Source organism: Pseudomonas sp. S5D5, from assembly GCF_003013355.1.
Taxonomy (GTDB): domain Bacteria; phylum Pseudomonadota; class Gammaproteobacteria; order Pseudomonadales; family Pseudomonadaceae; genus Aquipseudomonas; species Aquipseudomonas aylmerensis.
Window position 1 is genome coordinate 1899870 of sequence record NZ_PTEO01000001.1, and the last position, 23237, is coordinate 1923106.

At 61.7% G+C, this 23237-nt stretch carries 22 protein-coding genes; 11 read left to right on the top strand and 11 right to left on the bottom strand.

The window, feature by feature from the left end:
* The first annotated feature begins 239 nt into the window (after positions 1–239).
* Both uraH and C9990_RS09070 read left to right on the top strand, forming a co-directional pair.
* The gene (uraH, locus tag C9990_RS09065) at positions 240–593 is read left to right on the top strand and encodes a hydroxyisourate hydrolase (RefSeq protein WP_065903417.1); all 354 of its coding nucleotides are present in this window, start codon (positions 240–242) and stop codon (positions 591–593) included.
* Positions 594–748: 155 nt separating this feature from the next.
* Entirely contained in the window at positions 749–5941 is a 5193-nt protein-coding gene (locus tag C9990_RS09070) for a dermonecrotic toxin domain-containing protein (protein ID WP_106803059.1), read from the top strand.
* Here the strand turns inward: C9990_RS09070 and C9990_RS09075 are convergent.
* The 3 genes from C9990_RS09075 to C9990_RS09090 form a co-directional block, all read right to left on the bottom strand.
* Positions 5922–6563, bottom strand: coding sequence for a LysE family translocator (locus C9990_RS09075; RefSeq protein WP_065903413.1), 642 nt, complete (start codon positions 6561–6563; stop codon positions 5922–5924). The two genes, C9990_RS09070 and C9990_RS09075, sit on opposite strands and share 20 nt — an antisense overlap.
* 15 nt (positions 6564–6578) lie before the next feature.
* Positions 6579–7925 carry an NCS2 family permease gene (locus tag C9990_RS09080; protein ID WP_106803060.1) on the bottom strand — a complete coding sequence of 449 codons (1347 nt, stop codon included), beginning with the start codon at positions 7923–7925 and terminating at the stop codon, positions 6579–6581.
* 704 nt (positions 7926–8629) lie between these two features.
* The gene (locus C9990_RS09090; protein ID WP_065903407.1) at positions 8630–9064 is read right to left on the bottom strand and encodes a MarR family winged helix-turn-helix transcriptional regulator; all 435 of its coding nucleotides are present in this window, start codon (positions 9062–9064) and stop codon (positions 8630–8632) included.
* An 81-nt stretch (positions 9065–9145) separates the two neighbouring features.
* Here C9990_RS09090 and C9990_RS09095 point away from each other — a divergent pair, with 81 nt between their 5' ends.
* Together C9990_RS09095 and C9990_RS09100 are read left to right on the top strand one after the other, a co-directional pair.
* Positions 9146–10312: a PLP-dependent aminotransferase family protein gene (locus C9990_RS09095; protein ID WP_106803061.1), complete on the top strand. Its 1167-nt coding sequence runs from the start codon at positions 9146–9148 to the stop codon at positions 10310–10312.
* Positions 10313–10322: 10 nt separating this feature from the next.
* Positions 10323–10925 carry a glutathione S-transferase family protein gene (locus C9990_RS09100; RefSeq protein WP_106803062.1) on the top strand — a complete coding sequence of 201 codons (603 nt, stop codon included), beginning with the start codon at positions 10323–10325 and terminating at the stop codon, positions 10923–10925.
* A 37-nt stretch (positions 10926–10962) separates the two neighbouring features.
* Here the strand turns inward: C9990_RS09100 and C9990_RS09105 are convergent, their stop codons facing one another.
* Positions 10963–11850 carry a LysR family transcriptional regulator gene (locus tag C9990_RS09105; protein WP_065903398.1) on the bottom strand — a complete coding sequence of 296 codons (888 nt, stop codon included), beginning with the start codon at positions 11848–11850 and terminating at the stop codon, positions 10963–10965.
* Between the two features lie 130 nt (positions 11851–11980).
* Between C9990_RS09105 and C9990_RS09110 the strand changes: the two genes are divergently transcribed.
* From C9990_RS09110 to C9990_RS09120, 3 genes are read left to right on the top strand one after another with little or no spacing between them, the layout of a single operon-like run.
* Positions 11981–13273, top strand: coding sequence for a CitMHS family transporter (locus C9990_RS09110; protein WP_106803063.1), 1293 nt, complete (start codon positions 11981–11983; stop codon positions 13271–13273).
* Position 13274: 1 nt separating this feature from the next.
* Positions 13275–14600, top strand: coding sequence for an acyclic terpene utilization AtuA family protein (locus tag C9990_RS09115; protein ID WP_106803064.1), 1326 nt, complete (start codon positions 13275–13277; stop codon positions 14598–14600).
* Positions 14597–14911, top strand: a complete 315-nt coding sequence (locus C9990_RS09120; RefSeq protein ID WP_106803065.1) for a hypothetical protein — start codon at positions 14597–14599, stop codon at positions 14909–14911. The genes C9990_RS09115 and C9990_RS09120 overlap by 4 nt, the downstream gene beginning before the upstream one ends.
* A 114-nt stretch (positions 14912–15025) precedes the next feature.
* On the opposite strand, the gene C9990_RS09125 is transcribed toward C9990_RS09120, so the two are convergent.
* Positions 15026–15397: a glutathione S-transferase N-terminal domain-containing protein gene (locus C9990_RS09125; RefSeq protein WP_065903382.1), complete on the bottom strand. Its 372-nt coding sequence runs from the start codon at positions 15395–15397 to the stop codon at positions 15026–15028.
* 101 nt (positions 15398–15498) lie between these two features.
* Complete coding sequence (gene folE, locus C9990_RS09130) at positions 15499–16044, bottom strand: GTP cyclohydrolase I FolE (protein ID WP_019826593.1); 546 nt, start codon at positions 16042–16044, stop codon at positions 15499–15501.
* Positions 16045–16220: 176 nt separating this feature from the next.
* On the opposite strand from folE, the gene C9990_RS09135 reads away from it, so the two are divergent.
* Both C9990_RS09135 and C9990_RS09140 read left to right on the top strand, forming a co-directional pair.
* Positions 16221–16952 carry a zeta toxin family protein gene (locus C9990_RS09135; RefSeq protein ID WP_106805616.1) on the top strand — a complete coding sequence of 244 codons (732 nt, stop codon included), beginning with the start codon at positions 16221–16223 and terminating at the stop codon, positions 16950–16952.
* Positions 16949–17128 carry a hypothetical protein gene (locus C9990_RS09140; RefSeq protein WP_106803066.1) on the top strand — a complete coding sequence of 60 codons (180 nt, stop codon included), beginning with the start codon at positions 16949–16951 and terminating at the stop codon, positions 17126–17128. The genes C9990_RS09135 and C9990_RS09140 overlap by 4 nt, the downstream gene beginning before the upstream one ends.
* Before the next feature lie 50 nt (positions 17129–17178).
* Here the strand turns inward: C9990_RS09140 and C9990_RS09145 are convergent, their stop codons facing one another.
* The 3 genes from C9990_RS09145 to C9990_RS09155 all read right to left on the bottom strand — a co-directional run bounded on the left by C9990_RS09145 (position 17179) and on the right by C9990_RS09155 (position 18865).
* Positions 17179–17736: a Smr/MutS family protein gene (locus tag C9990_RS09145; RefSeq protein ID WP_106803067.1), complete on the bottom strand. Its 558-nt coding sequence runs from the start codon at positions 17734–17736 to the stop codon at positions 17179–17181.
* Positions 17737–17811: 75 nt separating this feature from the next.
* Positions 17812–18132 (bottom strand): hypothetical protein, encoded by a 321-nt coding sequence (locus C9990_RS09150; RefSeq protein WP_065903373.1) that lies wholly within the window; start codon positions 18130–18132, stop codon positions 17812–17814.
* 142 nt (positions 18133–18274) lie between these two features.
* The gene (locus tag C9990_RS09155; protein ID WP_065903371.1) at positions 18275–18865 is read right to left on the bottom strand and encodes a cysteine hydrolase family protein; all 591 of its coding nucleotides are present in this window, start codon (positions 18863–18865) and stop codon (positions 18275–18277) included.
* A gap of 239 nt (positions 18866–19104) precedes the next feature.
* On the opposite strand from C9990_RS09155, the gene prmB reads away from it, so the two are divergent.
* A complete protein-coding gene (gene prmB, locus C9990_RS09160; RefSeq protein WP_065903369.1) occupies positions 19105–20013 on the top strand; it encodes a 50S ribosomal protein L3 N(5)-glutamine methyltransferase in 909 nt (302 codons plus the stop codon).
* Between the two features lie 83 nt (positions 20014–20096).
* Here the strand turns inward: prmB and C9990_RS09165 are convergent, their stop codons facing one another.
* On the bottom strand, positions 20097–20903 hold the full coding sequence (locus C9990_RS09165) for a hypothetical protein (protein WP_065903367.1): 807 nt from the start codon (positions 20901–20903) through the stop codon (positions 20097–20099).
* A gap of 99 nt (positions 20904–21002) precedes the next feature.
* On the bottom strand, positions 21003–21965 hold the full coding sequence (locus C9990_RS09170) for an alpha/beta hydrolase (protein ID WP_065903365.1): 963 nt from the start codon (positions 21963–21965) through the stop codon (positions 21003–21005).
* A gap of 143 nt (positions 21966–22108) precedes the next feature.
* Between C9990_RS09170 and aroC the strand changes: the two genes are divergently transcribed.
* The gene (gene aroC, locus C9990_RS09175) at positions 22109–23200 is read left to right on the top strand and encodes a chorismate synthase (protein ID WP_106803068.1); all 1092 of its coding nucleotides are present in this window, start codon (positions 22109–22111) and stop codon (positions 23198–23200) included.
* Positions 23201–23237 lie beyond the last annotated feature (37 nt).

A 23237-nucleotide genomic window follows, 5' to 3' on the forward strand; every position in this document is an offset into this window, starting at 1 on the left:
CCGCAGCTTAACACTGCAAGAAACTTGCCCGGTTGGTCAGTAAATGGATAAAAGGTCGTTTAAAAGCAAGGGGTGTTGAGTTTTTGAGCTTGGGGCGTGTGCCAGTAGGGGTGTCAGAAACTTTGTGATTTTTATTGTGTACAATTTTTATTAAAAGTGTCTTAATCAGCTCAATCGCGACTTTTTCATGCCCCATAAGGGGGCGGCTTATTTCACTCAACGCAAGGGAGCCCCAACCCATGGGACGACTGACCACACACGTACTGGACGCAGCCCACGGCTGCCCAGGCAGCGCCATCCAGGTTGAGTTGTACCGCGTCGAAGGCGCGCAACTGGAGCTGGTCGCCACGGCCGTGACCAACAGCGACGGTCGCTGCGACGCGCCGCTGCTGCAAGGGGAGGATTACCGCAGTGGCGTCTACCAATTGCAATTCAGCGCCGGCGACTATTACCGCGCCCGCGGCGTGCAATTGCCACAGCCTGCGTTCCTCGATGTGGTGGTGCTGCGTTTTGGCATCAGTGCCGAACAGGACCACTACCACGTGCCCCTGCTGATTTCGCCTTACAGCTACTCCACCTATCGCGGTAGCTGAGTCGTCACCTCGCTTCACACCCCCAAGGCTCTTCGTTGGTTTTTCGCCCGCCCACACTGCGGGCTTTTTTTTGCCCGGGGCGCGTTCAATTATCTAGCGCCTTATCAGGGCGGGTGCTGCATAGGCTAGGTGTTTTCCTCGACGCAGATACCGCCGTGACCTTACCTGACGATTCCGATGTGCCTGACGACGATGCATGGCAGGCGATGCGTACTCAATTGACGCGGCGGATCAACGCCAGCCCCCATCCCAGCCTGCTGATCAACTGGCTCGCAGCCGCTGATCTGCGCAGTGCCGAATCAGCCAGATTACGCTCGCGCCTGATCCTCGGAGCGCCCAGGGTCTTGCGGGTCATTCGCGCCGAGTTGCGCAAGGCCTTTGACCTGGACCCGGACAAGCTGCTGCTCACCGAGCCCAAGCCGCCTGCCGCCGCGCAAAAAGTCGAGAGCCTGACCGACCGCACGCTGCGCCTGTTGGTGCTGCCTTCGGTGCCGATCAATCTCAACCAATACACCACCCTGAGCCTCAAGGACGATCCCGCCCGCGTTCTGCCGTTTACCCCGCTGGAGGCGTTGCAGCGGGTGATTGCCCTGAACCTGTTTGGGCGGCTTGCCCAGGCATACAGCGACTATTGGCAGGCGCTGGTGCCGGGATCGTGGCTGACGCGCCAGGAGCGCTGGACCCAGTTGCACCAGCAGGCGTTCGCCGACCAGGCTTTTGTGGCCTGGCAACTGGACGAGTTATCGACTGCAGGGCGGGCCATGGTCCAGGCGCTGGTGGATGCGCCGACGGCGCAGGCGCGGCAACGCGCGGGTGAGCCGTGGGCCAGCCTCAAGGTCAGCCAGTTGATGTGGCCGGGTGTAGGCCCGCGGCTGATGCCCATTCCCGGTGCGCTGCATATTCATCGCGCGGATGACCCTGCGCAGTCGCCGCACGTGATGTACCTGCCAGGGTTGACGCGCAACTATTACGAGTACCGCTCATTCAGCCAATTGCAGTGCGGCCTGGTGGCGCTGATCCAGGGGACGTCACTGGATGAGCTGTGGCAGTGCCTGCCCTTGCGGCGTCGGCACCCGGTGTGCCCGGCGCAAATGACCGCTGCAGCGGTGTGGCAAGGTTCAGCGGTGAAGAGCGATGTGTTTGTGCTCAGCGCCCAGGCGATGCTGGAGAGCCAATGGGAAAATGAGTTGGCGTGCGCGGTGTCGATCAACCTGGCGCAGGTCTTTGCCGGTGCGCGACAGCCTCCAGTGACCGACGCCGGCCGTTATCTCGCCGACGTCGAGCGCGGCCGAACACATTGGGTGGGCACGCCACGGTTGGGGAGTATGCGCCAGCCATTGCAGGCCTGGGACCGACATCGACGGCGCCACGAGATCATTTTCGCCAGCACGGCGCCGTGGCTGGCGATGGACACTGCGCTGCACCAAGTCAAGCGCTACGAAAAAGGCCTGATGAAACTGCTGAACCCGCAGGATCCTGTGGAAGACACCCAAGCCTTGCGGGATTTCGTGACGCTTGAAGCGCAACTCAAGACTGCCGCGGACACCTTGTCCGCGCTGTTGCAGGGGGCGCAACTGCAGCTGTTCGACGTGGCGTTCTGGAAGGCAAAACCTGACGGTGAACGCCATCGCCTGGCCTCTGTCCTCCAACTCTGGACCGATTGGCTGCGTGGCGAAATCGAGTTGCAGCACCGACTCAAGTTGGTCCGCACGGTCCACCGCGACCTGCTGCTCGACGTGCTGGATACGCCGCTGGCCAGCAAGCGAGCGGACAGCGAGGCCTGCGTGCTGTCGGTTCTGGTGGGGGCTGGACCCGATACCGATTCTCCGTTGCACAGCCTGTTTGCGGTGACCCGCAAGGCGGCGCTCAGTGATCCCGAGCGGCGCGAACCGGCGGTGCTGTGTGCGTTCGGGCGAGACGGCGGCGTGACGGTATTTGACAGCCTTGGCGCATTATCCGTGGGGATCAGGGCCAGCCTTGGCAGCCGAGATGAATCGGTGCTGGGGCGCTACGTCGAGCGACCTAAACGCGAAAGTGTGCGTGAGCAGGCTGCCGACCAAATCCTCGCGGTGCGTTATCAAATCATCGAGGGTAACCCCGTGCTGCTGGCGCTCAAGCGGCTGCTCAAGGGGTACCTGTCCCAGCAGCGCGGCCTCGATGGCGGCGCCCGTGTATTCAGTGAAACCGCGGATATTGCCTTGAGCCGCCTGCTGCTGGCGGTCGAACTGGAGCAGCATCTGCATGCGCCGGTCAGCGATGCGCTGATCCAGGCGCAGGTGCATGTGGCGCTGGTGCGCAAAGCTGCGAGCGCGAAGAAAAAACTGCCGTCCTGGCTGGGCGAGTCGAGCGTGGCGCAGCGCAAGCGCTTCAAGCACCTGCTGCGCCACTCCCTGGGCAGCGTGCTGGCGTTTGAAGAGCACCTTAAACAGCGGCTGCCGGATCTGCACACCTATGCCCGTGAACGGTTGATTGCGCGCTTACGCGAGGACGGCCTGTTCCCGCAAGTGGACATCGACACACCGTTTATCGACATGCCCGACCACGTCGACGGCAAGGTCTGTGGTTGGGAAAGCAGCTGTACGGTGGGCGATCGCAAGGAAGTCCTGACGCCCAGCCTCGAGCGTTCGCGGTTCAGCCTGCTGCAGTTGGCGCTGCATAACCTCGACCCGCAGATGATGCCCACGTGGTGGCGTTTCAAGTACGCCGAGTACCTCAAACCCGCGTGGAAGCAGCAACTGAGCGCGGACTACTTGATCAATATGGTGTTCTCGCTGGATATCGGCGGGCGCTATGTGGCATTGATCGACAGTGTGTTTTATTCGCCCGGTACCGACATGCGTGTGCCACAACTCTTGAGGCGCGTCTTGCGGGCAGGTGCCGAGGCAGATCTGTATTCGGCGGTTCGACGCGGGTTGACGCTGGAGGCGCAGCGCTTTTTCAACACCGCCATGAACGCACGCATTCCTCAGGATTTGCTGGAACACGGCGATCAATTGCAGCTGTACATCGTGCATCTGGTGGCCCATACCCTGCAGCATGATCGTTATTGCGCGGGCATCCTGGTGATTCATGACCGGCTTTCCCAACGTTGCGTGGTTTACTGGCCCGCCGCGCCGGATGGCATGAGCCTCAGTGAGTACGCCAACCTGCAAGCGGCCCAGGAACACCTGAACCGTCACTGGGCATCGCCTGATCACGTCAGCGCACTGGCACGGCACATTGCACCCGGCTGGGCGTTCGAAGCCATCAACGCGCATCCCGGGCAAACACACGCGACGTCCTTCGACCCCGCCGACTTGCGCCCTGACTACGCCCTGGTGAATGGGTTCTGGCGCGGCGTCGAGTTTGTTCGCTCGTTCTCCGTCAAACACCTGGTGCCCACTGCACGGGTCGAGGACATTGAAAAACAGATCCTCGAGCAGATCGCCAGTGACCCGCAGCACTGGCTGGCCTTGGTGCCCACCTCACACAGTGATGCCAGGGCGCTCCTGTATCAGGCGAGGGCAATTGATCTGCACCGTCAGGCACAGGCCGGCAGTCAGTCGCGCAAAAGTCTGGAGACCTACCGCGAGCAGCGCCTGGAGGCCGAGGCGGATAGCCGGGGGCGGGCCTTGCTGTCGATTGTCCTGCCGTTTTTTGGCTTGGGTAACCAACTGTATGAGCTGCTGCTGACCGCGCGACACTATCACCGCACGGGTGATCCTCGGGTTGCGGTGGACGTGGCGTTTGGCACGGTATTTTTGGCGATAGACCTGTTGCTGAGCTTTGTGCCCGGCCCAAAGGTGAAGGCGGGCGCGGTGGTTCGCCCGATGACGCGGTCGATAGGTGCAAGCCTGGGACGGATCCATCGTTCAACCCTCGCGCAGTTTGGTCGGCCCCTCAACCTGCCGCGATCGTCCCCGGCAGTCGCGCGGCTCAAGCCCCTGGAACGGTTTCGCGCCCCGGGCAGGCCGCAAAACGCGGTGGTGTTGCAGGGGCCTGGGGAAAAGGGTCTCTACGTGCGGCGCGGCGAGCACTTCTTGGTGGAAGACACGCACCATTACCCGGTTTACCGCCGTGAGGGCGAAGCGTTTTTCCGCCTGAAAAACAGCGACGCGCCGGGAACGGATGAGCTGATCCTGACGATTTATTCGCCCAAGGAATGGCTGCTGGGGGCGGATGCGCCCATGGCCGGTCCGAGTTCCGCGCTACTCAGTCCGTGGCAAGCGGTGCAGCCGCCGAGTTGGCGCCCGCCCAGTGTGCGCATCGCCACGCACAACCGGATCCGCCAGTCATCCGCACCGGTCGATCACTGGTTCAGTTGGCGTGCACCCGCCCCCGACGCGCAGTCGCTGGCTTCCGTAGCTTCAGGGGTGTTCCATGTGCCGCTGGAACCGCCAGGATTTCCCTATGACCTTATTTACGTGGGCCGCCGCTATGACACGCCCACACAATCGGCGGCGGGTTATTACCGGTTGCTCCACCAAGGCGATCACGCGCCGCTGAGCGAGTTCGTGTTTATCGGCAAACACGAGCCACTGGTTTCCAGGGTCAGCGTGGACATTGAACGATGGACCACCACCGCGCTGGGTGAGCAACCGCTGCCGGCAACGCGTACCGCAACCGGTGAGTGGCAGCTCCATGCCCCTCTGTTCACTGGGCCGCCGGAGGCAGAGGTCGGCAGGGCGTTCCCAGGGCTGACGCGTCACAGCCGCAAGTTTGCAGTGGCCCGGGTGCTTGAGCTTTCGGACTCCTCTCGCTCGGCAACGGCCAGCCATTTGCTCAACCTGCGGGCGACGTTGGACGATTGGATGACCCCCAATCCGGTGAGGCCCGGTCAGACGGATGATTTGCTGAGGATGCTGCGGCCTGTGCAAAGGAAGCCGACGTCAGTGTTCATTGGTTACGAAGGCAAGACCCCAGGCTTTACGCGTGTCGATTTCAGGCCCCCTGTGGCGTTGGATGCGCGGCTGCGGTCCGGTGACATGTCGTTGGCGATTGAGAGAAGAACCACGCAACGCGCGGCTGTCAGGTCAGTGCTCGAGCAGCAGGGTTTCAGCCTTCACGAATGGCAGGTAAGGCGAGGGCATGTTCCGATGCATGAACTGGTGGCGACGCATCCACGTTCAAGCCAGCTGTATTACATGACCTATCAGTGGCTTGAGCGAGGGAGCGTTCAGTTGAATATGCGCCTGACTGATGGCTGGGTGAATACGGCCATCAACGCGCATCAGGATTCAGTCGTGGCTGCCACGGTCCGAAGCGCCATGAGGGAGCAGCGCCTCGTTCCTATCGTCACCGGCATTCAATGGCCCAGCCAGGGCAATCTGCCGCCAACGGTTTATTTCGTCAAAGTGAAACCATTCTAGCCTTGATCAGCGAAGCCACGCCGGCACTGCCGAACAGGGCGGCGCTGACGCGGTTGAACCAGCTTTGACCGCTGCCACTGCGCAGGTACCGCGCAGCACCATGGGCGCCGAGGCCGTAGGCCAGCTTGCACAGCAGGTCGAGCAAGGTCCAGGTGGCGATCATGATCAGCAATTGCGGCAGGAAAGGTTGCTGGCTGCTCAGGAACTGCGGCAAAAAGGCGGCGAAAAACAGGATGTCCTTGGGGTTGCTGGCCCCCAGCACAAAAGCGCGCCCGAACAGCGCGCGAAAGCGTGGCACCGGCGCAGCCTGCGGCACTGTCGCGCCCTGGGATGGCTGGCGTGATTGCTGCCAGCTCTGCCAGGCGAGATAGAACAGGTACAGCGCGCCGACGATCTTCAGTGCGCTGAACAGGTTTTCCGACGCGAGCAGCAATGCGCCCAGGCCCAGGGCCGACGCGCTCAACAGGCAGATCGAGGCGATCACCCCGCCGAGAAACGCCGGGTATGAGCGACGCAGGCCGTAGTTCAGGCTGTTGCTGATCATCAGCAACGACAGCGGCCCCGGGATCAGGATCACTACCAGTGCAGCGCCACTGAACAGCAGCCAGGTTTCCAGACTCATTGCATGCTCCTTTTTTTATAGAAAGACGAACTTGGCGATAAAGATCGCGCACAGCACCCACAGGCTCACGGAGATCTCGCGGTACTTGCCGGTGCCGGCCTTGAGCGCCACATAGGTGATAAAGCCCAGGGCGATCCCGTCGGCGACCGAGAAGGTCAGCGGCATCATGATCGCGGTCACGATGGCCGGGATGCTGTCGGTGGCTTCATCCCAATTGATATGGGCCATGCTCGCCATCATCAGCATCGCCACGTAAATCAGCGCACCCGCCGTGGCGTAGGCCGGGATCATGCCCGCCAGCGGGGCGAAAAACATCGCCGCCACGAACAGCACGCCGACCGTGACCGCCGTCAACCCGGTACGGCCACCGGCGGCAACACCGGCAGCGCTTTCCACGTAGCTGGTCACCGGCGGTACACCGACCATGGCGCCGAACACACTGGAGGCACTGTCGGCCTTGAGGGCGCGGGACAGGTTATCGATCCTGCCGTCGGCATTGACCAGCCCGGCGCGTTGCGCAACGCCCATCAGTGTACCGGCGGTATCGAACATGTGCACAAAAAGAAAGGCAAATACCACACTTATCATGCTCACATTGAATACACCCTTCACGTCCATGGCCATCCAGGTCGGTGCCAGGCTCGGTGGGGTGGAGAGGATCCCGTTGTAATGCACCAGGCCCAGGCCCCAGCCGGCCAGGGTCACGGCGATGATGCTGATGAGGATCGCGCCGAATACGCGGTGATAGCTGAGGATCGCGATCAGCAGGAAACACACCGCCGCCAGCAGCGGCGCCGGCTCATGCAGCGAGCCGAGCTTGATCAGCGTGGCCGGGCTGTCGACGATGATCCCGGCGGTTTTCAGGCCGATCACCCCGAGGAACAGACCGACACCCGCGCCCATGGCGTGGCGCAGGCTGACCGGAATGCTGTTGAGCAGCCACTCGCGGATCCGGGAGAGCGTGAGGCCCATGAACAACACGCCGGAAATGAACACCGCACCCAGCGCGGTTTCCCAGTGATAGCCCATGGTGCCGACCACGGTGTAGGTGAAAAACGCGTTCAGGCCCATGCCCGGCGCCAGGCCTACCGGCCAGTTGGCGTACAGGCCCATCAACAGACAACCCAGCGCCGCGGCGATGCACGTGGCGACAAACGCCGCGCCATGATCGATGCCGGCGTCGGCCATGATGTTGGGATTGACGAAGATGATGTAGGCCATGGTGATGAACGTGGTGAGGCCGGCGATCAGTTCGGTCTTCACTGTGGTGCCATGCAGGCGCAGTTTGAACAGGCGTTCCAGCCAGCGACTGCGTGCGGGTAAGAGATCCAGCGTTGGGGCTTCGGATTTGCGGCTTTCCACAGCGAGTACTCCTCAAGAGTTTTATTGTTATTTCCAGCGCCGGTCACGACAGTGGGCAGCAGCGCTTTGAGGTACTGGCGGGTTTTGTTGACCAATAGGTCAGGAACTCGCACGAAGCGAATTATGCTTTTGTATACAAATAAAGCAAATAATGTTTTCGATTGTCTGGGCGAAAGTCGATGGAAGGCCACGGGTGTGGTGTCTGGATAGGGGGGGGAGGCGGGTTTTTTTGGTGAGTTGGGTTTATTGGAGTGAGCCGGGCTTGTTGGGGGGGAACTGGGCTTGTTGGGGTGAACTAGGCTTGTTGGGATGAACTGGGCTTATTGGGGTGAACTGGGCTTATTAGGGTGAACTGGGCTTATTGGGGTGAACTGGGCTTGTTGGGGTGAACTGGGCTAATTGGGGTGAACTGGGCTTGTTGGGATGAACTGGTGCTTATTGGGGTGAACTGGACTTAATTGTGGTGAGCGGGCTTGCCCCGCGTTGGGGTGCGAAGCAGCCCCAAAACCTGCTGGCAGGTTCTGTCTGTAAGAATGCAGTGACTGAATTGGGGCTGCTTCGCACCCCAACGCGGGGCAAGCCCGCTCGCCACAAGTCAGTGCCACAGCCACAGATCCAGTTGTTGCCCCAAGCCCTTGCCACAGCCCCAGATCCAGTTGTTGCCACAAGTCCTTGCCACAGCCACAAGCACATCTACAAAGCAATCACGGCTGCCCGGCAAGGGCCTGATTCACCGCCAACCAGCCCGCCACGGCTTCCTCCCCGGCTTCACTGAATGCGCGTTGCAACAGCTTCACCTGCTCACGCCGCAGTGATTGCTCGAACCGCATACCTTCCTCCGTCAGTTCCAGCAGGCGTTTGCGCTTGTCGGTCTGCGCCGCAACGCTGTTGACCAGGTGCATTTCCTGCAATTGGCGCAACGGCATGTTCAGCGCCTGCTTGCTCACGCCGAGCAGTTCCAGCAACTCCTTCACGCTCAAGGCCGGGTAGCGCGCGATAAAAAATACGATGCGCTGGTGCACCCGGCTCAGGCCGCGGCGTTCGAGCATTTCATCGGCTTTGGCAGTGAACGCCTGGTAGCCGAAGAAGAACGCTTGCATCGCCTCTTGCTGGCTGCCCTGGTTTTTAAGGTCAAGCATGTTGACGTATCCATTCAAGCTGTCGTAATTTCGGTCAACCAGTTTGACGTATTTCCCACAGGCTTTGCTACCGGTGACCTTATGGCCTTCTCTGAACGTGTTACGCGCCTCAAAAGCTCCTTGATCCGTGAAATCCTCGCGGCCGCCCAGCGCCCGCAAGTGATGTCGTTCGCCGGTGGCCTGCCGGCCGAGGCCATGTTGCCGGCCTTGCATTGGGAGGGCATGCCGCTGAACATCGGCCAATACGGCATGAGCGAGGGCGAACCGCAATTGCGTGAGTTACTGGCGGCCGAGGCGCGCGCCCTGGGGGTGCCGTGCCAGGCGAGCCAGGTACTGGTGGTCAGCGGCTCGCAGCAAACCCTCGACCTGGCGGCGAAGTTGTATATCGACAAGGGCACGAAAATCCTGTTGGAAGGCCCGACCTACCTGGCCGCGTTGCAGATCTTCCAACTGTTCGGCGCCGATTGCCTCACGGTGCAGCTGGAAGCAGACGGCCCCGACCTGGCCAGCTTGCGCGCCAACCTTGAGCGCCATCGCCCGGCGTTCATCTACCTGATCCCGACGTTCCAGAACCCATCCGCCGTGCGCTACAGCGAGGCCAAGCGCGAGGCTGTCGCCGCGTTGCTCGATGAGTTCGGCGTCACCCTGATCGAAGACGAACCCTACCGCGAGCTGACCTTCGACGGTGGCAGCGCCAAGCCCATCGTCGGCCGCCTGAACAAAGCCAGCTGGATTTACACCGGCACGGTTTCCAAAACCTTGCTGCCGGGATTGCGCGTCGGTTACCTGATCGCCAGCCCGGACCTGTTCCCGCACTTGCTCAAGCTCAAGCAGTCGGCGGACCTGCACACCAACCGCGTCGGCCAGTGGCAGGCGATGCAGTGGATCGGCACGCAGAAATACCAGCAGCACCTGGGGCAATTGCGCAGCTTTTACCGCGAGCGCCGCGATGCCTTCCAGGCGGCATTGCTGCGTCACTTCGGCGAGCTGGCCGACTGGCAAGTGCCCCAGGGTGGATTATTCTTCTGGCTGACCTTGAAACAGCCGCTCGACACCCGCACCTTGTTGGCTCCTGCGCTCGATCAGGACGTCGCGTTCATGCCCGGTGAACCGTTCTTTTCCGAGCCGGACCAGCACCTGGGCTCACTGCGACTCAATTTCAGCCATATCGACCCGTCCCGTCTGGACGAAGGTCTCAAGCGCCTGGCCGCAGTGGTCCGTCAAGCACAGCACGCGCAAGCGGCATAAGGGGAGCCCCATGTACAAGGTTTATGGCGATTACAAGTCGGGCAACTGCTACAAGGTCAAATTGATGCTCAACCTGCTGGGCATCCCGTACCAATGGGTGGATGTGGACATCCTCAGGGGTGATACGCAGACCGCCGAATTCCTGGCAAAGAACCCCAACGGCAAGATCCCGGTGCTGGAGCTCGAAGACGGCACCTGCCTGTGGGAATCCAACGCGATCCTGAATTTCCTCGCCGACGGCAGCGAATTCCTGCCCACCGAGCCGCGCCTGCGCACGCAGGTGTTGCAGTGGCAGTTCTTCGAACAGTACAGCCACGAGCCGTACATTGCGGTGGCGCGGTTTATCCAGTTTTACCTGGGGTTGCCGCAGGAGCGCCTCGAGGAATACAAGAAGCTGCACAAGGGCGGTTACAAAGCCCTCAAGGTCATGGAACGCCAGCTGCAACTGACCCCGTACCTGGTGGGCGACCAGTTCTCCATCGCGGACGTGGCCTTGTATGCCTATACCCACGTGGCCCGGGAAGGTGGTTTTGACCTGGATGCGTACCCGGGCGTGCAGGCGTGGTTGGCGCGTGTGGCCAGCCACCCCAAGCACGTCGCGATGCTCGACTGAACGCCCTCAATCTGTAGGCGCCCGGCAAGCCGGGCTCCTACAAGGAGGGCATCTGGGCCTTGAGCAGGTCAAAACAGCGCTGCGCCGCCGGGCTCAGGCTCATGCCGCTGCGGCTGATCAGCCCGATCTCCCGGTTCACGCCGGGATGATCGATATTGATGCGTTTCAAGCCTGCCAAACTGTCCGCCGCCGACTCCGGCAGCACACTGATGCCCAGCCCCTGGCGCACCAAGGCAAGGACCGTCGACATATAGTTGGCCTCCATGCCTGCGTTCATCGTCAGCTGCGTCTCATCAAACAACGCATCCACTTGCTCCCGCACGCTGCTGTCACGCCCGGTGAGGATGATCGGCTGGTCCGCCAGTTGCTCCAGGGTCAGCTGGCGATGGCGGGTGAGGGGATGGTCCAGCGGCACGAAGGCGCACAGTCGATCATTCAGCACCGGCACAAACGCCAGGCCGTGACTGAGCCGTGCGCGTACACCAATGCCGAAATCGACCTCGCCTGCACGTACCTGGGCATGAATGCGGTGGGCCACCAGGTCGTGCAGGCGCACTTCGATGCCGCCAAAGCGTTCGCGAAACAGCCGTAGGGCCGGGGGCAGGGTGCCGGCGCAGACCGAGGGCAGGGCGGCGATGGTGACGACGCCGCGACGCAAGGCGGCCAGGTCGCGGGAACCGGTGACAATGTTGTCCAGGTCCAGCAGCAGTTTTTCCATAGGGCCGCGCGCGTCCTGGCCGGCGGCCGTGATGCTCACATGGCGCGGGCTGCGGTCGAGCAGGGCAACGCCCAGCCAATCCTCCAGTTGCTGGACTTGCACGGTCAGCGCCGAAGGTGACAGGTGCAGTTCGTTGGCCGCCTTGGTGAAACTCCCGGTACGGGCCACCGCGAGGAATGCCTGGATATGCTGGATCGAATTTTTCATTGTTGTTTTTCTCGAGCGTTTTGTTTTTACGAACATGACTCGCTGAACATTCCAATTTACAAAGGGTAACGTGATTCCAATACTCGGGGGAAAACAATAACCGGCCGCAAAGGCCGCTCTGGAGTAACCCATGCTCGCTACCCTGGGTGTCATCACCATCCTGTGCCTGCTCGCTGCCGTCATGAGCAAACGCCTCTCGCCGCTGGTGGCCCTGATCGCCTTGCCGATCATCGCCGCGTTGCTCGGTGGGTTCGGCTTGCAAACCAGCGCCTTCATCATTACCGGTATCAAGAACGTTGCCCCCGTGGTGGGCATGTTTGTGTTCGCGATCCTGTTTTTCGGGATCATGACCGATGCCGGCATGCTCGACCCCATCATTGATCGCATCCTGCGCACGGTAGGGACGCGTCCTACAAGGATTGTCGTCGGTACCGCGACCCTGGCCCTGTTGGTGCACCTCGACGGCTCCGGCGCGGTGACCTTCCTGGTGACGGTGCCGGCGATGCTGCCGCTGTATACGCGGCTGGGCATTGATAAACGTATCCTTGCCTGTGTCTGCGCGATGGCCGCGGGGGTCAACTTCCTGCCGTGGACCGGCCCGGTGCTGCGCTCCTCGGCGGCACTGCATGTGCCGGTGGCTGACCTGTTCCAGCCGCTGATCCCGGTGCAGATCGTCGGCCTGGTCTTCGTCTTCGCCTGTGCCTGGTGGCTCGGCCGTCGCGAGGAAAAACGCTTGGGCCTGGGCGCCGGTTCCAGCGTGGATGCCGTGCCCCAACGGGTGCTCAGCGACGCCGACATCCAGCTGCGCCGGCCTCGGCTGTTCTGGGTCAACCTGGTGCTGACTGTGTTGGTGATGGTGGTGATGATCGCCGGCTGGGTCGACCCGGTGGTGATGTTCATGCTCGGCACCGTGATGGCCCTGTGCATCAACTACCCGAATGTGGACGCCCAGCGCGCCCGCATCGATGCCCATGCGAAAACCGCGCTGACCATGGCCAGTATCCTGCTCGCCGCCGGGGTGTTCACCGGCATCATGCAAGGCACCGGCATGCTCAAGGCGATTGCCGAAGTGGCGGTGGCGCAGATTCCGGCCGGCCACGGCAAGTTGATCCCGGCGGTGGTGGGCTTTATTTCCATGCCGTTGAGCATGCTGTTCGACCCCGATTCGTATTATTTCGGCGTGATGCCGGTGATCGCCGAAGTCGGCAAGGCCCTCGGTGTCGACCCGTTGCAGGTGGCCCAGGCCTCGCTGCTGGGCGTGCACACCACCGGTTTCCCGGTCAGCCCGCTGACCCCCGCGACCTTCCTGTTGGTGGGCCTGTGCAAGATCGAATTGGCCGATCACCAGCGCTTCACCATCCCTTTTCTGTTTGCCGCGTCGGTGTTGATGACCCTGACCGCGTTGCTCCTGGGAGTGATTTGAGATGAAAACCTTGCGCATCGGTTCCGGTGCCGGCTATTCCGGCGACCGTATTGAACCCGCCGTGGAACTGGCTGAACAGGGCGATCTGGATTACCTGGTCTTCGAATGCCTGGCCGAACGCACGATTGCCCTGGCGCAACAGGCGCGGATCACGGATCCCGACGGCGGCTATGACCCGCTGCTCAGTGAGCGCATGCGCCGCGTGTTGCCGTTTGTGGGGGAGGGCGCCGGGCGTCGCCGCCTGCGGGTGGTCACCAACATGGGCGCGGCCAACCCGGTGTCGGCGGCGATTGAAGTGCGGCGCATCGCCAGCGAGCTGGGCCTGCGCCTCAAGGTGGTCGCGGTGGTGGGCGACGATGTCTTGGCTGCGTTGCAGCCCGAGCAAGTGCTGGATAACGGCCAGACCGTCGGTTCACTCGGCGAACGGCTGATTTCCGCCAATGCCTACCTGGGCGTGGAAGGCATCCTTGAAGCCCTGCGCGCCGACGCCGATGTGGTGATTACCGGACGTGTCGCCGACCCGTCGCTGTTCCTCGCGCCGCAGATGTTCGAGTTCGGCTGGGCCGCGGATGACTGGCAGCGCTTGGGTCGCGGCACTTTAGTTGGACATTTGCTCGAATGCGCCGGGCAAGTCAGTGGCGGCTATTTTGCCGATCCGGGCTTCAAGGATGTGGATGACCTGGCGCGCCTGGGATTCCCCTTGGCCGAGATCGATGCCGAGGGCGAAGCGCTGATCACCAAGGTTGCAGGCTCCGGTGGACGGGTCAGCCGTGCGACCTGCACCGAGCAACTGATTTATGAAGTGCATGATCCAGCGGCGTATTTGACCCCTGATGTGACCGCCGATTTTTCCCAGGTGGGTTTTGTCGAGGAAGCGGTTGATCGTGTGCGCGCCCAGGGCGCCGCGGGTCGCGCGCGACCTGAACAGTTGAAGGTCAGCGTGGGCTATCTGGATGGCTGGATCGGCGAAGGGCAGATGTCCTACGGCGGCCCCGGCGCCGTCGCACGGGCTCAATTGGCGCGGGATGTCGTACTCAAGCGTCTGGCGTTAACCGGCGTGAAGATGCAGGACGTGCGCGCCGAGCTGATCGGCATGGACTCGCTCCACGGCCCGCGCAGCAGTGTCGAGCCTTGGGAAGTGCGCTTGCGCGTCGCGGCTCGATGCGAGGAGCGTGGCGAAGCGGTACGGATCGGCAATGAAGTGGAAACCCTCTACACCAACGGCCCCTCCGGCGGCGGCGGTGCCAGTAAAAGCGTGCGCCAGGTGGTGGCGGTGGCGTCATTACTGCTGCCGCGAAGCGCGGTCAACCCGAGGATCGAAGCATGAAACTGCACACGCTGGCCCACTCCCGGACCGGGGACAAGGGCGACACCTCGAACATCTCGATCATTGCTTATCGCGCCGAGGATTACCCGTTGCTGTGTGAACAGCTCACGGCCGAACGCGTGACCGAGTTCTTTGCCGGCCTGCTGGAACCGGGTGCTGCGCCGGTGCGGCGTTATGAATTGCCCACTGTCCAGGCGCTGAACTTCGTCTTGCCGGGGATTCTGCGCGGTGGCGTGACCCGCTCCCTGGCGCTGGATGCCCATGGCAAATGCCTGGGCTCGGCGCTGCTGGATGTTGACTTGGTAATCTGAACTCAAAGTGGGAACGGGCTTGCTCGCGAATGCGCTGTGTCAGTCGATAGATTGATTGACTGATCCGCCGCTTTTGCGAGCAAGCCCGCTCCCACATTCGATCTTCAGTGTTTGTCAGACCGCGGCGAAGCGCTTGTCCAGGTAGTCGATGATGACCTTGGAGTCATACATCCAAGTGGTCTGGCCGTTTTCTTCGATGCGCAGGCACGGCACTTTGATCTTGCCACCTTGCTCCAGCAGGGTCTGGCGGTCCTGCTCGTTGTTTTTCGCATCCTTGAGCGCCACCGGCACATTCAGGCGGTGCAGGGTGCGGCGAGTCTTCACACAGAACGGGCAGGCGTGGAATTGATACAGGGTCAGGCCTTTGGCCGCTTCGTTGACCTGTGCCTGTTGTTCGGCGGGGCGCTGTTTTTTACGCGGACGGGTAAGGAAGTCGCCCGCGATGATGACGTGGCCGAGGCCCACTCGAAGTGCTTTGACGAACATGGCTGAAACCTCTTGCCCATGAAGAAGGGGCCGCAGCTTACCTGATTTCTGCAGGCGAAAAAAAACCGGCGATGAACGCCGGTTTTTTCCTACTCAGACGATTACTTGATCAGGCTGAGGAATTCGCTGCGGGTGGCCGCGTTTTCGCGGAACTCACCCAGCATCACCGAGGTGATCATCGAGGAATTCTGTTTCTCGACACCGCGCATCATCATGCACATGTGCTTGGCCTCGATCACGACGGCCACGCCCAGGGCACCCGTCACCTGCATCACCGCATCGGCGATCTGGCGACTGAGGTTTTCCTGGATCTGCAGGCGGCGCGCGTACATGTCGACAATCCGCGCAACCTTCGACAGGCCCAGCACTTTGCCGCTCGGGATGTAGGCAACGTGCGCCTTGCCGATAAACGGCAGCAGGTGGTGTTCGCACAACGAATACAACTCGATGTCCTTGACCAGCACCATTTCGCTGTTGTCAGAGCTGAACAAGGCACCGTTGGTGACTTCTTCCAGGGTCTGTTCATAGCCGCGGCAAAGGTACTGCATCGCCTTGGCGGCACGCTTTGGCGTGTCGAGCAGGCCCTCGCGGGAAACGTCCTCGCCGAGTTGGCCGAGGATCGCGGTGTAATTCTGTTCCAATGTCACAGGACTGTTTCCGTATGGGTTTCAGAACGGTACGGTGTATGCCTGTACCAATGTGAAGCGTTGCCCGGCGCTTAATGGCGGCGGGTGATGTGGCGCACATAGTAGCGTAGGAACGCCGACAGTTGTATTCCTGGGCGATAGCGATGTTAGAGTCTGCCTCCGCTGAGGAGGACGTAATGACCCCGCTGGAGCGATGCATCTCAGAACGCGCATTGACCTTTGCCAAGGCCAATCGGACGAGGATAGCCCGGGAGCTGGCTTGCCTGGATAAGTACCCGGGTGAGCGCTATCCAGTCTCGGTATTTATGGCGGGCTCTCCCGGTGCAGGTAAAACAGAAGTATCAAAGTCCTTTATTCGTTTGATGGAGGAAGGGGGAGCCGGTGCCTTGCGTATCGACCCGGATGACTTCAGGGAATACTTTCCCGAGTACACGGGTCGAAACTCCAGCCTTTTTCAACGTGGCGTGACGGCTATGGTCGAGCGTACCGTTGACTTGGTCTATCAGCAGCGGCAGTCCTTCCTGTTGGACGGAACGCTGGCGAATTTTGCTGTTGCTCGAAAAAACATCCAGCGTGCACTCGATAAGGAAAATCGGTCCGTTCAAGTTATCTATGTTTACCAAAAGCCTGAACTTGCATGGGAGTTCGTGCTGGCACGCGAGGCTGTTGAAGGTAGAAATATCCCCTGCAAAGAGTTCATTCGCCAGTTTTATGCATCAAAGGCAACGGTGTGCGGATTGAAGCGCGAGTTCCTTGGGCGTCTTCAAGTCGATGTTCTCATCAAGGACACCGACGGCGGCGAGTCGCAGATCGGTATCAACCTATCGGCAGGGGAAATTGACGAACTTGTCAGGCAGCCCTACCATCCTGAAGAACTTGAGCAAATATTGACCGGAGTAGCCTTATGAAAGGCGAAGTGACGGAAGTTGTTGAGAAGTACTCATCGACCACAATGTCAGATTTTTTCCGAAGTGGTTCTGTGGAGGAGCGACGTGCGGTCTATCGGAGCGCGGCCAACACGGCAATCACCCTGCAAAAAGCAGTGATCTCGTTGGCAAGAGAGAAAAAAGCGAAAGACAGCTGAAACCCATGCGGCCGACAACAGCCCAGCTCACTTGCTGGGCTTTTTTTTGCTTACTCGTCACGCCCTTCCATCATGGTGCGCTTGAGCATCACATACACCGCCCCCGCGCCGCCGTGGCGGGACTGGCAGGAGGTGAAGCCGAGTACCTGGGTGTGCTGGCGCAGCCAGGTGTTGACGTGGCTTTTGATCATCGGACGCTTGCCGTCCAGTCGCACAGCCTTGCCGTGGGTGACGCGCACGCAGCGGATTTCAAATTTGGTGGCTTCGGCGAGGAAGGCCCACAGGGTTTCGCGGGCTTTTTCCACGGTCATGCCGTGCAGGTCGAGGCTGCCTTCGAACGGGATCTGGCCGGCCTTGAGCTTGCGCATCTGGCTTTCCTGCACGCCGTCGCGGGCCCACATGAGTTCGTCTTCGGGGCCGACATCGATCACGAACTGGTCCGACAGGCCATCCACGGTGGTGGCGTCGGTGCGCACGGTTGCAGCCTGGCGCAGTTTGGCGATCTGCGCCCGGTCGGCCTTGGGTTTGCCGGTGTCGGCGCGGTCGTGCTTGATCGGCTTGACGCCGCGCAGCTCGTTTTTGAACAGGGAAAAATCGTCGTCTTGCATGTCAGCCTCCGCGAAGGGCGGGCAGTTTACCTAAATCGCGGCGGCCAGGGCGCAGGAAACGCTATCCAAGCGCCATCAGTCGTGCTTTTTCATCAGGTGTGAAGCGATGTTCAGCGACAAGGGCTGACGCATCTTCCGACGGCTGCGACGCCACAGCCAGACGCCCAGCCACAGCACCAGCAGGCCAATGACCGCCAAGATCGCCGAGCCGCCGGGGCTGGCATTCAGTTCGCCAAGGGCCGGCGAGTGACCGAATAAACCAGCGGCACCCGCACCCGCCAGCAGCACACCAACAATCGCCAGCAGCGCGGCAATGCCGGCCACCAGGCGCAGACGCCAGTTGCTCGGGCCCTTGGGGCGCAAGCGACGAGCATCAAAACCATCGGATATCTTCATTCCGACCTTTCCTCCAGGGTATCGGCCCTTCGACCGGAAGATACACAGGTTGTTCCTGTACCCGAGGTAATTGCAGCAAATGACAGGCATTTGCAGATGAGCGGGACATAAAACATGCCGCGCCGCTCATCCCATGGGTCGATCAGATCAGATCTTTGGTCAGCGCGAGGGTCGCGAAGTTGTCGGCCATGATGGCCATTTCGGTCTGTTGCACGTGCTCGGCGCTGAGGATGCCGCCCTTGTAGGGCAGGTCGCGCGTCGCGCAGGCGTCTTCCACCAGGGTGCAGCGAAAGCCCAGGTTCTTGGCGGCGCGCACGGTGGTGCTGACGCTGGAGTGACTCATGAAACCGCAGACGATCAGGTCCAGGGAGCCAAGGTCCTGCAGGTGTTTTTCCAGGCCGGTGCCGTGGAACGCGCTGGGCAGCAGTTTGCCGATGATGGTCTCGTCGCCGACAGGTTCCAGGCCGGGGATGAATTCGCCGCGCTCGCCTTGCGGGTCGAACAGGCCGCCAACGGTGCCCAGGTGACGCACATGCACGATCGGGCGCCCGGCGTTGCGCGCGGCAGCGGCCAGTTGCTGGATGTTGGCGACCGCCGCGTCCATGCCCGAGAGGGCGAGCGGGCCGCTGAGGTATTCCTTCTGGGCATCGATGATCACGAGGGTCGCATGGCCAAGGTTGGCTGCCGCATAACCACGACCGCTGAGTTGAAACATCGTCTTTGGAACGGACATTCTGGGGCTCCTGTGAGGGGGGCTTTTGTGACATTGTCCACTGGCTGAGCGGTTCTGTGAATCGCTACCATCGTAAGGTACGCCGTTGTTGACGTGCAGCCATGTCAAGTGGGCGGCTTGTTTAACCGAATGATGGCAATTTGGATGAAATCCGACGTATGGCCTGGGCTTTTCGTACATCGTCGGTACAGGCGAAGGCTGTTAGAATCGCCAGTCGTTTTTTCCAGGAGTCTGCCCCCGTGATCACTTCCCGCCTGCGCACCTTGCGCGACCACATCCGTTGGGCTGTCAGCCGTTTCCATGGGGAAGACCTGTTTTTTGGCCATGGCACCGACAACGCCTGGGACGAAGCCCGGCAATTGGTGCTCGGCGCCTTGCACCTGCCGTGGGAAATCGCCGACAGCTACCTGGATTGCAATCTGGAAGAAGAGGAAATCTCCCACGTGCAGCGCTTGCTGCATCGACGTATCCACGAGCGCGTGCCTACCGCCTACCTGCTGAAAGAGGCCTGGTTCTGCGGTATGTCGTTTATCGTCGACGAGCGCGTGCTGATCCCGCGTTCACCGATTGGCGAACTGATCGAAAACCGCTTCGAACCCTGGCTGGCCCAGCCACCGGCGCGCATCCTCGACCTGTGCACCGGCTCCGGTTGCATCGGCATTGCCTGTGCCTACGAGTTCCAGGACGCCGAAGTAGTGCTGGGCGACTTGTCCTTCGAAGCGCTTGAGGTGGCGAACCAGAACATCGAGCGCCATGGTGTCGACGAGCGCGTCTACACCGTGCAGGGCGACGGCTTCGACGGCCTGCCGGGCCAGCGCTTCGACCTGATCGTGTCGAACCCACCGTATGTGGATGCCGAAGACTTCGCCGACATGCCGGACGAATACCAGCACGAACCGGAGCTGGGCCTGGCCTGTGGCGATGATGGCTTGAACCTGGTGCGGCGCATGCTGGCCGAAGCGGCAGACCACCTGACCGAGAAGGGCTTGTTGATTGTCGAAGTGGGCAACAGCCAGGTGCACGTCGAGGCGCTGTATCCGGAAGTGGACTTCGCCTGGCTGGAGTTCCAGCGCGGTGGCCACGGGGTGTTCATGTTGACGGCCGAGCAGTGCCGCCAGCATCAAGCGGTCTTTGCCGCTCGGGTGTGAAGCACGCCCTGTAGGCGCCCGGCGTGCCGGCGATGGCTCTCTTGAGGCCACCATCGCCGGCAAACCGGGCGCCTACAGTTGCATTACCGGTGAGTGGCAATCCAGATCAACAACCCCGCCTGAAACACGGTAAACGCCACCAGGCAAGTAATCGTGAAGCGCAAGCCGCTGTCTTCGCGCTTGAACTTGGTGACCTTTTCTTCTTCCTTGCGCAGCTTCACTTCCTGCTCCGCCAGGTTCTGCTCGGCCTGTTGCAGCATCTGCGCGGCTTCGAGAATTTCCACGAACTGCACTTTCTCGGTGTTCCAGCTGTCGAGCACGTCGCTGACCTTGCCCGGCTGAACGTTGCCCTTGAGGTGCTGCACATCGGCGTAAGCCACATCAAACCCCTGGATGCGCAGGAAGTGATCGCGGCGCAGGCGCGTGGATTCGTTGAGGGCGTCCTTGTTGGCCAGGTCGACGCCGTCGACGCGGTAGTGTGACCACTTCTTCTTCGCCCAGGCGGCGCCTTGGGCCACCAGGAAGCGACCGATGCCACGGTTGGCCGGTTCGATTTCCAGGCTGTTGCCCGGACCGAAGTGCACGCGGTGCGTGTCATGGTCGACCCAGATATCCAGATGGTTCTGCTCACGGCGCACGCGCTGCCCCGGCAGCTGGATGACCATGCGCAACAGGCTGTGGCGTTTGTCGTGGCGCTCGGCATAGCCGAACTGCACGAACCGCAATGGCCGCACGCCTGTGGCGCGGTCGGTGGCCAGCGGCGCCAGGCGCAGCATCTTGAAATGCTCGGCCTGAACATCCGCCCACGGCAGGGGCGCAGCGTCGACGGCCTCGGTTTTTTCAGCCGGGGTGTCGGCGATTGGTTCCGGTGTTGCTTCAGTGGTTGTCATGCGGCGCGATCCTGTCCAAGCCCAGCGAGTCGACAGTCTTTTTGCTGTCGACTCAGGGCTTATCGGCCGGTTTCTGCAGGACTGGAGGCAAATTGTCGCTTAACGGGGTTGAAGTCCGTCGATAAAGCGCACCAGGCGGCTGCCCAACTCGGCGGCGAGCGGCAGTTGCGGGTCATTGTAGGAGGCCAATTGCTGCTTTACGTCATTGGGCACGATGCGCATCACGTGGTTCATGCCTTCGATCACCGTCAATTGCGCGTCGGGCTTGGCGTTTTTCAGTTGGCGGGCATCGTCGACGCCGACCTGGATGTCGTTGGTGCCCTGGATGATCAGCGCCGGCATGTTCAGCTTGGCGAAGGCCGCCGACGGGTCGGCGCGGAACAGGCTGATCAGATAAGGCTGCACGCTGGGACGGAAAATACCCTCCAGCGGGCCAGGCACATCGGCATCCACCTGGCCGGCCTTGAGGTGATCAAGGATTTCATTGCTGCGCAGCAACAGGGCAGGGGGCAGGTGGTCGGCCAGTTGCTGGCGGATCACCTGGTCGACCGGCCGCGCGCTGCCGGACAGCGAGATCACCCCGGCCGGGTCCAGTTGCGGTGCCGCCAGGGCAGCCACCAATGCGCCTTCACTGTGGCCCAGCAGGATCAGCGGGCCCATGCGTTCATCGGCCTTGAGCTGCTTGCCCCAGGCCACGGCGTCTGCCACATAGGCATCCAGGGTCAGGTTGCGTTCATCCGGGGTGGCGGCCAGGCTCGCGGCCACGCCGCGCTTGTCGTAGCGCACGCTGGCGATGTTGTGCCGCGCCAGCACCCAGGCCAGGCGCTTGAGGCTGTCGTTGCGTGCGCCGTCGGCACTGTTGCCGTTGCGATCGGTGGGACCGGAGCCGGCGATGATCAACACCACCGGTACCGGCTTGTCGGATTTGGGCAACAAGAGCGAGCCAAACAGCTCGCCGCTGCCGGTGTCCAGGCTGATGGGCCGTTGCAGGACGACAGGGGAGGCGGCGAAGCCAAGGCTGGAAAACAGGGTGAGGGTCAAAAGCAGAACTCGCAGCATCATCGCGCCATCATTGGGAAGGTGCCGGTTGGACCAACGTCTACCGGTAAGGTTTCGAGGATGAACTAGTGAGTTAGCCTGCGTATACTGGCCGCCTTAAGTTATTACGGTTGACTTGATTCAACTGATTTCACGGAGCGCTCTGCATGTCCGGCAATACCTTCGGCAAGCTGTTCACTGTCACCACCGCGGGCGAAAGCCATGGCCCGGCGTTGGTCGCCATTGTCGACGGCTGCCCGCCTGGCCTCGAGCTGTCCCTGGAAGACTTGCAGCGTGACCTCGACCGCCGCAAGCCCGGCACCAGCCGCCACACCACCCAGCGTCAGGAGCCCGACGAAGTCGAGATCCTCTCCGGCGTGTTCGAAGGCCGCACCACCGGCTGCGCCATTGGCCTGCTGATTCGCAACACCGACCAGAAGTCCAAGGACTACTCGGCGATCAAGGACCTGTTCCGCCCGGCTCACGCCGACTACACCTACCATCACAAATACGGCGAGCGCGACTACCGTGGCGGTGGCCGCAGCTCGGCCCGCGAAACCGCCATGCGCGTGGCTGCCGGCGCGATCGCGAAGAAATACCTGGCAACCCAGGGCATCGTCATTCGTGGCTACATGAGCCAGTTGGGCCCGATCGAGATTCCGTTCAAGACCTGGGACAGCGTTGAAGACAACGCCTTCTTCAGCCCCGACCCGGACAAGGTGCCGGAGCTGGAGGCCTACATGGACCAGTTGCGCCGCGACCAGGATTCCGTCGGCGCCAAGATCACGGTGGTCGCCGAAGGCGTCAAGCCGGGCCTGGGCGAGCCGATCTTCGACCGCCTCGACGCCGAGCTGGCCCACGCGTTGATGAGCATCAACGCGGTGAAAGGCGTGGAAATCGGCGCCGGTTTTGCCTGCGTGTCGCAGCGCGGCACCGAGCACCGTGATGAGCTGACCCCCGAAGGTTTCCTCAGCAACAACGCCGGCGGCATCCTCGGTGGTATTTCCTCCGGGCAGCCAATCGTCGCGCACCTGGCGCTCAAGGCCACGTCAAGCATCACCACGCCGGGCCGTTCGATCGATGTGCACGGCAACCCGGTGGATGTGATCACCAAGGGCCGCCACGACCCATGCGTCGGCATTCGCGCCACGCCGATTGCCGAGGCGATGATGGCCATCGTGCTGATGGACCACCTGCTGCGCAACCGTGGGCAAAACGCTGATGTACAGGTGACCACCCCGGTGCTGGGCCAGCTGTGACCGCCTGTAGGGGTGAGCGAGCTTGCCGTGGCAAGGG